This is a genomic window from Thermococcus sp. 101 C5, assembly GCF_009372125.1.
GTDB lineage: Archaea > Methanobacteriota_B > Thermococci > Thermococcales > Thermococcaceae > Thermococcus_A > Thermococcus_A bergensis.
In genome coordinates this window covers 18,497-31,431 of the sequence record NZ_WHIZ01000018.1, presented here as the reverse complement: position 1 = coordinate 31,431, position 12,935 = coordinate 18,497, and the positions used below count along the sequence as shown (strand labels likewise).

13 protein-coding genes are annotated in these 12,935 nt (G+C 41.9%); 10 read left to right on the top strand and 3 right to left on the bottom strand.

Going from position 1 to position 12,935, the window contains the following annotated elements; all coding sequences use genetic code 11:
- Positions 1-300: 300 nt before the first annotated feature.
- The 4 genes from GBV73_RS04230 (at position 301) to GBV73_RS04215 (ending at position 3,824) form a co-directional block, all read left to right on the top strand.
- The gene (locus GBV73_RS04230; protein ID WP_004066496.1) at positions 301-516 is read left to right on the top strand and encodes a TRAM domain-containing protein; all 216 of its coding nucleotides are present in this window, start codon (positions 301-303) and stop codon (positions 514-516) included.
- Positions 517-633: 117 nt separating this feature from the next.
- Entirely contained in the window at positions 634-1,452 is an 819-nt protein-coding gene (locus GBV73_RS04225) for an undecaprenyl-diphosphate phosphatase (protein ID WP_152879542.1), read from the top strand.
- Positions 1,449-2,708, top strand: coding sequence for a bifunctional sugar-1-phosphate nucleotidylyltransferase/acetyltransferase (gene glmU / locus GBV73_RS04220; protein ID WP_152879533.1), 1,260 nt, complete (start codon positions 1,449-1,451; stop codon positions 2,706-2,708). Before GBV73_RS04225 ends, glmU begins: the two co-directional genes overlap by 4 nt.
- A 6-nt stretch (positions 2,709-2,714) precedes the next feature.
- Positions 2,715-3,824: a DUF835 domain-containing protein gene (locus tag GBV73_RS04215; protein WP_152879531.1), complete on the top strand. Its 1,110-nt coding sequence runs from the start codon at positions 2,715-2,717 to the stop codon at positions 3,822-3,824.
- A 10-nt stretch (positions 3,825-3,834) separates the two neighbouring features.
- On the opposite strand, the gene GBV73_RS04210 is transcribed toward GBV73_RS04215, so the two are convergent.
- The 3 genes from GBV73_RS04210 to GBV73_RS04200 form a co-directional block, all read right to left on the bottom strand.
- Positions 3,835-5,007, bottom strand: coding sequence for a CBS domain-containing protein (locus GBV73_RS04210; protein WP_152879529.1), 1,173 nt, complete (start codon positions 5,005-5,007; stop codon positions 3,835-3,837).
- Between the two features lie 97 nt (positions 5,008-5,104).
- Positions 5,105-5,719: a hypothetical protein gene (locus GBV73_RS04205; protein ID WP_152879527.1), complete on the bottom strand. Its 615-nt coding sequence runs from the start codon at positions 5,717-5,719 to the stop codon at positions 5,105-5,107.
- Positions 5,720-5,785: 66 nt separating this feature from the next.
- Positions 5,786-7,060 carry a S8 family peptidase gene (locus tag GBV73_RS04200; protein WP_152879525.1) on the bottom strand — a complete coding sequence of 425 codons (1,275 nt, stop codon included), beginning with the start codon at positions 7,058-7,060 and terminating at the stop codon, positions 5,786-5,788.
- 199 nt (positions 7,061-7,259) lie between these two features.
- Between GBV73_RS04200 and GBV73_RS04195 the strand changes: the two genes are divergently transcribed.
- The 6 genes from GBV73_RS04195 to pyrH all read left to right on the top strand — a co-directional run bounded on the left by GBV73_RS04195 (position 7,260) and on the right by pyrH (position 12,899).
- Complete coding sequence (locus GBV73_RS04195) at positions 7,260-7,874, top strand: energy-coupling factor ABC transporter permease (protein ID WP_004066510.1); 615 nt, start codon at positions 7,260-7,262, stop codon at positions 7,872-7,874.
- Positions 7,871-8,119 carry a PDGLE domain-containing protein gene (locus tag GBV73_RS04190; protein WP_004066511.1) on the top strand — a complete coding sequence of 83 codons (249 nt, stop codon included), beginning with the start codon at positions 7,871-7,873 and terminating at the stop codon, positions 8,117-8,119. Before GBV73_RS04195 ends, GBV73_RS04190 begins: the two co-directional genes overlap by 4 nt.
- Before the next feature lies 1 nt (position 8,120).
- The gene (locus tag GBV73_RS04185) at positions 8,121-8,777 is read left to right on the top strand and encodes an energy-coupling factor transporter transmembrane protein EcfT (RefSeq protein ID WP_152879523.1); all 657 of its coding nucleotides are present in this window, start codon (positions 8,121-8,123) and stop codon (positions 8,775-8,777) included.
- The gene (locus GBV73_RS04180) at positions 8,774-9,562 is read left to right on the top strand and encodes an energy-coupling factor ABC transporter ATP-binding protein (protein ID WP_042702518.1); all 789 of its coding nucleotides are present in this window, start codon (positions 8,774-8,776) and stop codon (positions 9,560-9,562) included. The genes GBV73_RS04185 and GBV73_RS04180 overlap by 4 nt, the downstream gene beginning before the upstream one ends.
- A 91-nt stretch (positions 9,563-9,653) precedes the next feature.
- A complete protein-coding gene (gene malP / locus GBV73_RS04175; protein ID WP_152879521.1) occupies positions 9,654-12,149 on the top strand; it encodes a maltodextrin phosphorylase in 2,496 nt (831 codons plus the stop codon).
- Between the two features lie 72 nt (positions 12,150-12,221).
- Complete coding sequence (pyrH, locus tag GBV73_RS04170) at positions 12,222-12,899, top strand: UMP kinase (protein ID WP_152879520.1); 678 nt, start codon at positions 12,222-12,224, stop codon at positions 12,897-12,899.
- Positions 12,900-12,935 lie beyond the last annotated feature (36 nt).

Below are 12,935 nucleotides of genomic sequence, written 5' to 3'. Positions count from 1 at the left end.
GTAATGTGTTATGGTCTGAAAATCCTCCTCAGAGTCAAATACTGTTTAAATAACAGGGGGTGAAACTAAACACGCCCTGTTCCGGCGAAAGGTTTTTAAGACTGAAACCAGTAAGTAAATAATGGTTTCAGTCCTCATTTCTCTCCCCTTTTCTGAAGAGGTATCAGAAACTTAAACCTAACGTCCCACTGCTTATCCTGACAGTGTCAAAAAACGAAATGCAAACCTTTATAAACCCACAAAAGAACTAACATTAGCACTCTTCTGGGGTGCTGAAAATTTGAAAGGAGATTGTTGGAAATGTATGGAGATAGATTTGGTGGAAGAAGATTTGAAGCTCCAGTTAAGGTTGGAGAAAGGTATAAGGTTAAGATAGAGAGTATTGGACAAGGCGGAGATGGAATTGCTAGAATTAAAGGGTTTGTAGTCTTCGTTCCAAACACCAAAGTTGGGGACGAAGTGGAGATTGTAATTAACAGTGTGAAGAGAAAATTCGCCTTTGCTGAAGTTATCTGATTTAATTACTCTTAAAAATTATCTGGAGATTCAATTTGAACTTTTCTCTTAATTTTTTACCTTTGAACTACGAAAGGTTTATTTATCATACCTTAGTTAGTTTTTATAGTGACGGCAATGGAGTATTACCAAGCTATTATTATTGGTCTATTCCAGGGAATTACAGAATGGCTGCCAATAAGCAGTTCTGGTCAGACAATGCTATTTTTAATAAACCTTCTTAAGATACCCCCGGAGCAGGCCTATTCTTACTCTCTGCTCTTGCATTTAGGAACTCTTATGGCGTTGTTTTTCAAATTTAGGTATGAGTTGAGCAAGATTTTGCTTAAATTGGTTCTCTTTAGGTGGGAAGAGGAAGAGAAGTTCCTGTTCTATTCAACTCTCTTTACTGGTATAGTAGGCCTGCCCTTATACAAAACTTTCAAACTCGTCGCATCTTCATTCAACGGAGAAGCCATTAATGGGATAATAGGTATAGCCTTAATCCTTACCGGCATAATTTTAAAGAAATCTCGGGAAGCCCCACTAGAAAAGCTAGAAAAAGGGTTAAAAAGTGAAAAAGAAGAAGCTACGATATTCGATTCAATAATTGCTGGAGTAGCACAGGGAATAGCAGTAATTCCCGGGATATCAAGGTCGGGAATGACAGTAGGGAGTCTATTACTTCTGGGTGTAAAACAAGAAAAAGCCATAAGGCTCAGTTTTTTAATGGCAATTCCCGCTATTACGGGGGCACTGTTTTTAGAGCTACCTGAAGTTTCACGCACTTCGGAACCCTTAACAATTCCACTAGCTGCAGTGATAACTGCATTTGTGGTCAGCATTCTTATGATTGAAGTCATGTTTAGACTTGCCAAGCGGCTTGACTTTTCCAAGTTCTGCATTTTCTTCGGGTTCATAGCTTTGATAGCATCTCTATTGGGGGTGTTGATATGAAGGGTGTAGTACTCGCAGCGGGAAAAGGTGAAAGATTAAGACCTCTTACAGACGATAGGCCAAAGGTTATGCTCAAAGTCGCAAACAGAGCGATAATAGATTACGTCTTCGAAAACATATATCCTTTTGTCGATGAATTTATAGTGATCGTGAGGTACCAAAAGGAAAAGCTTATGGAATATTTAGGAGATGAATACGGGGGAAAACCAATAACCTATGTGGAGCAGGTAAAAGGAGAAGGAACTGCAAGGGCCATTTATTCCGCAATTGAATACATCGAAAATGAGGAGTTTTTGGCGGTTAACGGAGACATATACTTTGAGAGGGAAGGCATAAAAACTCTTTTACAGTCCTTCAGAAAAAATAATGCTGATGCCGCGTTGCTCGTAAAGAGGTTTGAGGATTTAACTCATTTCGGAATGGTAGAGGTAGAGGGTGAGCTCGTAAAGAACATTAGAGAAAAGCCCGGGGCTGTTTCCGGATATGCAAACCTGGGAATTTACCTCTTCAAGCCAGAAGTTTTCGGGTTCATAGAGAACACCCCACAAAGCCAGCGCGGAGAATACGAGATAACGGATACAATAAACCTCATGATAAAAGAAGGCAAGAAGGTAACCTATGCGGTTTATGAGGGCTACTGGAACGATATGGGAAGGCCATGGAACCTCTTAGAGCTAAACGAGTACATTCTCAAAAACCATCTCCAGCACAGCATAAAAGGAATTGTAGAAGAAGGGGCCACTATTCTTCCTCCTGTAGAAATTGAAGAGGGAACAGTTGTTAGAAGTGGAGCCTACATCATAGGACCCGTAAAAATCGGGAAAAACTCCAAAATAGGGCCCAATTGCTTTATAAGGCCCTATACGAGCATTGGAGATAGGTGCCACATTGGAAATGCAGTTGAAATCAAAAACTCGATAATAATGGATCACAGCAACGCTCCCCATCTTAACTACGTGGGAGATTCAATTATTGGAGAGAACACCAACTTAGGCGCTGGAACTATAACAGCCAACCTGAGACACGACAACAAAACTATAAAGGTAGAAGTAAAAGGTAAACTCGAAGACAGCGGTAGAAGAAAGCTTGGAGCAATCATAGGACACAATGTAAAGATTGGAATAAACGTTACGATTTACCCGGGAAGGAAAATAGGGAGCAACTCTCTTATCGGTCCGGGCGTAATAGTTGATAAAAACATCCCCTCCAATGTATTGGTTGTGGCCAAACAGGAAAAAGAAATCGTTGAAAGGTGAGAGGGAATGGATGTCATTCCCTACCTTAATTTTCTCTCGAGATGGTTGTTGTTTTTAGCGGTTGCATACAAAACCGTTAAGACCAAGGAGAAAAGATGGGCTTTAATAGCTACAGCTCTTTTTATAAACGCTCTGGATGTAGAAAGCTACATTTTAACTCCTCTTGGCATTTCCATCAAACCAGAAGCCTACGATATTGCATATAATATTCCCAACTTTCTCATAGCTGGTCTCCTCTTTTGGGGAGGGATTCAGCTAAGGAAAGAGAGGGGCCAATTCAAAGATGTCGTTATTCTTGGAGTATTTGCTATTGCAGCATATATTTGGATCTTCCTTTTAGCTACAGACTTTTTCGACAGGTTTGAACACTCATTTACAATCAAGTCATTATTTCCTATCCTTGCCTTTGGGGCTTCTTTGATATACGTTGGGTACGTATTGAGGAACTATGTGGTTTCCAAAAACACCCTTGAAGAACTCTTTCCGTGGGGGCTTATTCTTTTAGGGACAATAAACCTAACATACCCGTTTATAAGAAACGTTGAGTCAATAGCTTCAACAGCGTTTTTATTAGCAGCAGTTTTTCGATTAATGGCTGCAGTTGGAGCTTTGAAGTTTGCAATATTCCCCTCGCAAATGGCAGTGTTTGAAAAGCCAAAACAGCAAAAGCCTCCAGAAGTTAAGGGCGCATTTATCTTTAAAAGCAAAGAAGACCTGGAAAAACTAATCCCCAATTTCTTTGACCAAGATGTTATCATAATAACAAGAAATCCACCAAAAGAAAAAGTTCCCGAAAATACTTTAGTTTACTGGCTCACAAGAATAGAAGAAAGCAGCAGAAGCGGAGATGGAAGAGTCTATCCTATATCACCAACGAAAATAGACATCCTGATTCATCTCATAACTAAGAACCTTGAAAGCGGATACAATGCGGTTTACATAGATGGATTCGAGTACCTAATGATAGAAAATGGATTTGAGAATGCCGTTAAGTTCCTATTTGATTTGAAGGACAGAGTTGTAAGCAAGGGAAAGGTTATAGCTCTAATAATAGACCCGAGAACCCTAACCGAGAAGCAGATGGCACTCCTAGAAAGAGAATTTAACAAAATGTAAAAAAGAAAACTCAGAAGCCAAGATACTCTATAAACCTCCTAGTGTGCTTTGTTTCTCTCTTGAGTTCTGCTTCCTGGAGTATCTGCCTCTCTATTGCCCTAAGGGCATCGTGAACTGCCTGTATAGCTCCCCAAGTCTCTCCAGTAGCTACCCACTGGCCTTTGTCTGTTACGATTCTCATTCTTGCTTGGTAGAGGTGGACTCCACGGAGTTTCTCCGGGAATCTCCTAATCCTAAGGTAGATTATTCCTTCATTTCCGAGAAGGTCTTCATATCCTTCAACAAATCTCCTTATGTCGGAGATTATTCTCTCCCTTGTAAAGTCACTTAAATAGTGGGCATCTCCACCTAGCTGCAGGTAGAACCTTGCTTTCTGCTCCACCATTCTTGAGATTGGGAGCAGGAGATCCTTGACCGTGAGCACTCCTCTAACTATGTTTTTATCATCAACTACAACAAGGCCATCGATGTTGTGCTCCTTCATTAATTCCACAGCTTCTCTAACGCTTGCTTCAGGCTTTATTGTTATTACTCCTCTAAGCATGACCTCTCTGAGCTGGGTTGAGAACGGCGGGATTTTTTCTCCAGCCACTTCTCCAAACTGTGCTTTAAACCTTGGCTTTATAAATCTGATAATCAGGTCATGCAGTGTTACCAAGCCTTCGAGCTTTCCTTCTTCGTTTACAACCGGAATTCTCGAGATAGCATGATCTCTCATTGTTGCAAGTGCCTTAGCCACGGTGTCGTACGGTTTGAGAGTGATTACATCGCTGCTCATGAACTCTTTTACGGGTCTTCTTCCAAATTCTTCCTTGGCAACCCTTTCAAGTAGGGCAATATCGCTTATTACACCAATAACATTGTTCTTATCCTCCCCAACAGGGAGTGAACGTAAGTCGGTCTCTATCATAAGTTTAGCCGCTAAACTTAGATCTTCATCAGGTTTTACAACGGGTGCGGGCTTGTATACATCCCTAACCTTAGCCTTTGTCGGATCCCACTTTAAGTGGGAGCGGATTATCAAGTCTTGGGTCAATACACCCTTATACAGCTTTCCATCAAAAACAACAATTAAATCCGGATCTTCTTTTTCAAAAATTCCAATCGCCTCAGAAAGGGGGGCGTTTATGTCAATTTTTGCAAATTTTTCTGTCATAACCTCTTGTACAGAAATCCCGACCATTCTTAACACCTCCTTCAATTTTATATTTGTTTTCATTCCATTTAAACCTTTCCTAGAGAATATTTATTTACATTAGGTTAATAAAGTTTTCGATACCTTAATGGTTCAAATTCACCTCAAATGGATACTTCCTCTTAAGAACTAAGTACAGAGCAAATAATCCACCGAGTGCGTTCATGATAGTGTCTCGGATTTTGTTTTCGATACTCTCATAGATATAAGATATTACACTTTCACTAAGCTTTTCCATAACTTCCCAGCCCAGACTTAAAACAAAAAGAACCAAAAAAGAATAAACGACCAGCTTTCTCCGTGTTAGCTTTAAATATCCTTCAGTTGATAGGTTAAGGAGAACTTCAGCAGTAATAGCCCAAACGGCTACCCCTCCAAGAAAATGGCTTATCACATCCGCGTTTCTCCACTCTTTGTGAAAAAGGTCAACTGTAGTAAAAGGGACATTTAGGAGGGAAACATGAATCGCTATAAAAACTCCCAAGAGTGCCATCGTCTTTTTGTTGTAAATTGGCGCTAAAAATGCTCTTAATTTAGAGTGAGGGTTTGGAAAATATTTCTCGGCCATATCCGGAATGTAGAGACCAACTAAAGCCACAAAAGTTCGGTATATATGATCCGTCCTTTGATATATAAGACCTGTTATAAGGCCTAGAAAAACAATAAATCTGCTTATATTGAGCAGTGTCTTCGGTTCCATATGAATCACCAACCTATTACTAAGAGAATATTCCATTTAAAAGTTTCTGAAAAATAAAAAAAGAAATCAACTGATAGCAGCTTGAACAGCCAAATCTGCCCTAACTATTCCATAGCCATAGTCTGCATCCCACCCTGGGCTCCCATGGTCATCTGCGGTTGAGTGTAGTATTCCCCTAACGGTGTTTGTGCCCATGTCATCAAAAGTTCCAACTGGTAGAACGCTTCCATATTTGTTGTAATGAGCAGCTTGAATCAATGCAACAACTCCACTAACGTGAGGTGTCGCCATTGAAGTCCCCTGGAGAGTTTCGTAGCTGTCATTCGGGTATGTGCTCAAAATATCAACGCCAGGAGCACTAACTTCTACTCCCCTGTTGCTCCACCAAGGCACTTGGTCATCGCTATCTGTTGCACCAACGGCTATAACCTCTGGATAAGCTGCAGGGTAACTTGGACTTGATGCCCCATCATTACCACTTGCCGCTACGATGACAACTCCGTAATTGTATGCCTCTATTATTGCATCATGGAAGGCTTGAACATCGCTTGAACCTCCAAGACTCATGCTTATAACTTCTGCTGCATCGTCATCTAGGTCGCCCACTATTATTCCATCCCCGTCGCTGTCAAGCACTCCATCAGGGCCAAGCAATGCCTGCTCTATTCCAAGGATTATGTCGCTATAAGATCCTCTACCACTTGCATCAAGAACCCTAACAGCATAAATCTCCACAGCTGAAGCGACTCCCACTACTCCAATGTCATTATTGAGTGCCGCTACAGTTCCCGCAACATGAGTCCCATGGCCATTCTGGTCTTTGTAATCTTTGGGATTTGTAGACACTTTGCCTCTAAGTACGCTTACACCCCACGCGAGATTTGCCGCTAAATCTGGATGGTCATAATCAATTCCAGTATCGAGGATTGCAACCTCGATGACACCACTTGAACCATCGGTTATGCTCCATGCATCCGGGGCTTTAATCCTTTCAATTCCCCATGGAATCGTTTGAGCTGGTTGTGAAGGCTTTGGCTTGCCTGTTCCCGGTGGTTTGCCTTTTAATATATGGGCCTCCGCATCGTACTCTACTCTAACAACACCCTTAGCATTCTTTAATCTCTCAATTGCTCGTGGAGGAAGCTCCGCTATAACAATTGGAAATACCTTTCCTCTTGCAACAACGTTGCCCCCAAGTGCAAAGACGGAGTTTTCGTTAAAGTCCTTGTCTATTGTTATTATCACTCGAACCTTCTCAACTGGAGCTGCCCCTACTATCCCTGCTGTAGCTCCAAGTACAACAAAGACCAACAGCAGAGAAAAAACTTTGTTAAATCCCATATCTTTTCACCTCATATTTGGAAACTTTTTTGTTTCCTTATAATCTATTTTGGCCTCCAAACTATTTAACACTTTAGGTGTTTTATTTGAACTAATTACAGCAACCTCTAGTTGGAAAAGGAAGGTTTTAAAAAAGCTTTTATTTGGTGTTACCTTACTAAGACATAGTGCTACTAGATAATCAGAGGAGGTGAGCTATGTGCACATCCCCGATGGGCTGCTGAGTCTTCCGGTGATAGTGGTAACATATGCAGTGACAATTGGGATCCTTGCGTATTCATTAAGGAAGTTAAAGGACTTTCCAGAAGAGAAAATCCCTCTTTTGGGGCTGTTTGCGGCTGGTATCTTTGCTGCTCAGATGGTAAACTTCCCAATTATAGGGGGAGTAAGTGGACATTTACTTGGAGCCGTGCTTGTAGCGGTGCTCTTGGGCCCATATGCAGCAGTGCTTGTAATGACCGCAGTACTATTGATCCAAACCCTTCTCTTCGGAGACGGTGGAATAACTGCCATAGGGGCAAACATACTAAACATGGGAATAGTTGGGGCTTTTGTTGGATACTGGATATACTCCAAGCTCAAGAACTTTAATGAAGCATTTGGAATAGCCTTTGCCTCTTGGTCAGCGGTGGTTTTAGGGGCCTTCTTAGCTTCGGTGGAGATAGGCATAAGTCACAGCTTGCCTTTTGGAAAAGTATTAGGCCTGATGGTCGGTTACCATGCAGTGATAGGGATTGGAGAAGCGTTAATAACTCTCTTTGTGGTGAACGCTCTCAAGTCTAAACTCCCCGAGATAGGGGGTGTTCCAGCATGAGAAACATCGTAAAAGGATTGCTCATAATCCTTATCCTGCTCGCAATTGCCTTGCCATTTGCATCTGAAAACCCAGATGGGCTTGAAGCAACAATGGAAAAAGTACATCTGGAGGAATCTCCAGTTTACAGCGCTCCTCTCGACTACGGCGAAACGTGGGGACAAAGTCTTATAATGGGAGCAATTGGGATAACACTTGTCTTTGGAATAGCTTACGGACTTGGAAAACTGATAAAAGGTGTCTGACTTGTACCTCATTTTTATTTTTATTTACGCACTGCTGATCGTTACAAGAACAAGCTTAGTTGAGCTGTTTTATTTTCTCCCAGTGCTGATGGCTTTGATATTATTACTCAAACCAAAAAGAGCGCTTTTTAAACATTTGGGATTTCTTTTGGGCTTTGAGGGGCTACTCTTTATTCTGGCATTGTTTACACCAGGAAAGCCCGTAGTAGCGACTCCCCTTGGAGTAATAACCTACGAGGGCATTCAAAGATTCTCTCTTCTACTTGGAAAAGCCTTTCTCTCATCTTCTGCTGTTGTTGTAGTCTCAAATTCTTTGGGATTCCCTTACATATTGGCCGAGATGGAAACCCTTCGTTTTCCGCGGATACTGGTGCTAACTCTTGCATTCACCTATCGATATCTTGAACTTTTTGAAGAAGAGGCCCTTAGGATGAAAAGGGCACTTGATTCTAGAGCATTTAACATTGGGAAAATAGGATACTATAAAAAGCTAGGAATGCTTATAGGCGAGATATTTGCCAGAGCATACATGAGAAGTGTGAGGATACACTGGGCAATGCTTTCGAGGGGCTTTGGAGAATTTCCCAAAGTAGCGGAAGAAAAAAGAGTTGAACCCATAGTTCTAACTCTAATCGCATTGGGGGTGGCGTTGCTTTGATAGAACTCGTGAATGTCCATTTCTCGTATAACAACCGAGAAGTGCTGAGGGGCATTTCACTTAAAATAAACGACGGGGAGGTATTTGGAATTCTGGGCCCAAATGGAGCAGGGAAATCAACCCTTATAATGCATTTAAACGGCATATTGAAACCCAAAATGGGCAAAGTTATTGTAAACGGGATAGAAGTCAATAAAAATCCAAAAGAAGTTAGAAAAATAGTTGGAATAGTGTTTCAAGACCCAAACGACCAACTATTTTCCCCCAAGGTATTTGACGATGTTGCTTTCGGCCCTTACAATCTTGGTTTGCGGGGAAGAGAATTAGAAGAAAGGGTTGAAAAAGCCCTAAGGCTTGTTGGTATGGAGGGATATAAAAACAGAGAAACAAAAGAACTTAGCTTTGGAGAGAAAAAGAGGGTAGCAATAGCGACAGTACTTGCAATGGAACCGGAGATTTTAGTGTTTGATGAACCCTTCGCTAACCTTGATTTCCGGGGAAAGAAAATGTTGAGGGAGTTAATTGAGAAATTCAGAGGGGAAAAGACTATAATCTTATCCTCTCACGAAGCTGAGTATCTTACACTCTGTGACAGGATAGCCCTTTTAGATGGGGGCAAAGTTATAAAAGTTGGAAGTCCAGAGGAGATTTTAGGAAACGCAGATCTTCTCAGAGAGCATAATTTAGATGTTCCTCCCCTGGTAGATTTATTCTCAAGTCTTGGACTGGAAATACCCAAGAGCATAGAAGAAGCAAAAAGAAAGCTCAAAAAGGTTCTAATATGAATTCGCTCGTCGCTTTTTATTTTCTCCAAAATCCTTATAATGTATCACTGCGAATGAGTAACAAAGTTGCATAAGCTTGTGGGGTGATATCATGGAAACTGTTGTTAATCAGATAAAATCAAAACTCCCAGAAAATTTGGAAGGTCTTTTGGATCTAGCCTATAACTACTGGTGGAGCTGGAATAGGAGAGCCACAAAACTCTGGGAAAAAATAGATCCCGAACACTGGCAGGAATATAAAAATCCAGTCAAGCTTCTCCTCGATACTCCAGAGGAGAGATTAAAGGAGCTTTCAAAAGATGATGATTTTATAAACCTCTATGAACTCGTAATTGACCAGTTCACGCATTACATGAATCCAGAAAGCACGTGGTTTTCAACCAATTATCCAAAATGGAAGGAACCCGTAATATATTTGTGTATGGAATACGGGATAAGCAAGAGCCTCCCAATTTATTCCGGTGGACTTGGAATACTTGCCGGTGATCACATAAAGACGGCAAGCGATTTGGGAATACCGCTTATAGCTATCGGTCTTCTTTACAAGCACGGATACTTCAAACAGGAAATCGACAAAGATGGGAGACAGATAGAGGTGTTTCCAGAGTACAACCCAGAGGAAATGCCGATTAAGCCCCTAACCACGGAGAAAGGAAAGCCACTCCTCATAGAAGTGCCAATAGAGGATAGAATAGTATATGCAAGAGCCTTTGAAGTCAATGTCGGTAGGGTAAAGTTGTATCTTCTCGATACTGATGTTCCTCAAAACTCTCCGGATGATAGGAGCATCTGTGACTACCTCTACAACGCTGAGATAGACAAGAGAATAAAGCAGGAGATACTTTTAGGGATTGGTGGAATGAGGCTTTTAAGAATGCTGGGAATTGATCCAGCTGTTATTCACCTTAATGAAGGACATCCAGCGTTTGCAAACTTCCAAAGAATAGCATGGTATATGGAGGAGGGTCTAAACTTTTTGGAAGCTTTAACTGTCGTAAGGGGCACAACGATTTTTACAACCCACACTCCCGTGCCGGCTGGACATGACAAATTCCCAATAGCAGAAGTTGAGAAGAGACTTGCCAAATTCCTTGAAGGCCTTCCAAAGGATGAATTCCTTAATTTAGGCAGAGAGGGAGATCAGTTTAACATGACCCTTCTCTCAATAAGAACCTCGAGCTATGTAAACGCTGTGAGTAAGCTCCATTCAAAGGTAACTAAAGAAATGTGGAGACACCTCTGGAACGGTGTTCCCTTAGACGAGATTCCGGTAGAGGGCATCACAAACGGAGTTCACACAAAAACATGGCTTCATAACGAGATAAAGAAGCTCGTCGATAGGTATATTGGGAGAGTCTGGAGAGATTATGCAGAGCTCGAGGGTCTCTGGTATGGAGTGGAGAGAATTCCAGATGAGGAACTCTGGGAAGCCCATTTAAAGGCAAAAAGAGAGTTCATAGAACTCATCAAAAGGAAGATAAAAGAGAGAAACGAGCGCCTTGGAATTGAAGAGCCCCTACCTGAAATAGACGAGAACGCCTTGATAATAGGCTTTGCAAGGCGTTTTGCAACCTACAAGCGTGCAACACTCATTTTGACTGACTTGGAAAGGCTCAAGAAAATAGTAAATAATCCAGAAAGGCCTGTGTACATAATCTTTGGAGGAAAAGCCCACCCGAGGGATGAAGCAGGCAAGGAGTTCCTCAGGAGGGTCTATGAAGTATCCCAGATGCCCGAATTTAAGAACAAAATCATAGTGTTTGAGAACTACGACATGGGCTCAGCAAGGGCTATGGTAGCAGGAGTAGACGTGTGGCTCAACAATCCAAGAAGGCCACTTGAAGCAAGCGGAACCAGTGGAATGAAAGCCGGTTTAAACGGTGTTTTGAATTTGAGCGTCTATGACGGATGGTGGGTCGAGGGGTATAACGGCAAAAACGGATGGGTCATCGGAGATGAAAGCCTCGAACCAGAAACTGAGCAAGACGACATTAGGGACGCACAGAGCCTTTATGACCTCCTTGAAAATGAGGTAATCCCCACATACTACGAGAACAAACCAAAATGGATCTACATGATGAAAGAGAGCATAAAGAGCATTGCGCCAAGGTTCAGCACACACAGAATGCTAAAAGAATACGTCGATAAGTTCTACTCAAAAGCCCTCACAAATGCCGCTATTCTAAGGAGAGACAACTTCAAAGCTACAAAAGAGATTGCATCGTGGAAAGCGAAGGTTCTCAGCTCTTGGGATAAAGTGGAGATAGAGCGCATTACAACTCACGACGCTACGGGTGTTGAGGTTATAGTAAACCTCAATGGCTTAAATCCAGAGGATGTAAAGGTTGAAATTTATTACGGAATCAAAGCAGAAGGATACGCAATAGAAAAGCCCTACGTCATAGAACTTAGACATCCCCAAAATCTCGGAGGTAGCAGGTGGCTCTATCGCTATGAAGGAAACGCACTAAAGAACCTCGGCCATCCCTGCTGGCATTATGCCGTTAGGGTCTATCCACATCACGACAAGCTCCCACACAAGTTTTTACTCGGTCTTATCAAATGGAAGGGATTTTTTGAGTTCTGATCCTTACCCCAATTTTTAATTTTAGAAGAAAACGTTATAAAGCAAATATCTCCTAGCTTAGGGAGGGTTACCATGAAGATAGTGTTCGACATTGGAGGCTCTGTTCTGGTTCCCGATAAACCGGATGTTGGGTTCATAGAGGAGATTGCTTATCAACTGACAAAAATCAGCGAAGATCACGAGATAGCGGTCGTTGTTGGAGGAGGAAAAATAGCAAGAGAATACATCAACGCGGCGAGAGCTTTTACGCAAAATGAAACCTTCAAAGACTACATCGGGATACACATTACGAGGGCCAACGCAATGCTCCTGATAGCAGCGCTCAGGGAGAAAGCATATCCGTTTGTGGTGAGCGATTTTAGAAAAGCATGGGAAGTAATGCAGCTCAAGAAAATACCCATAATGGGTGGGACGCATCCAGGTCATACAACAGACGCTGTTGCCGCTCTCCTGGCTGAATACCTTCAGGCAGATTTGCTGGTAATTGTAACAAACGTCGATGGCGTTTACGATAGCGATCCCAGGAAGAACCCAAACGCAAAGAAGCTGGAGAAGATTTCAACTGAACAGCTTGTTGAAATAGCCATGCAGAGCGAGAGCAAAGCGGGTGGAAGTGGCGTTGTTGACGCTTTAGCTGCCAAATTTATCCAGAGGGGCAAAATAAGAACTCTCGTCATAGGCAAAGAGGACGCAAGAAATCTTTTCGATGTAATAAAGGGCAAGCACAGTGGTACTTTAGTTGAACCTTAATTCACAATTTTTTTATATTCTCCAGCTTTTCTGTAT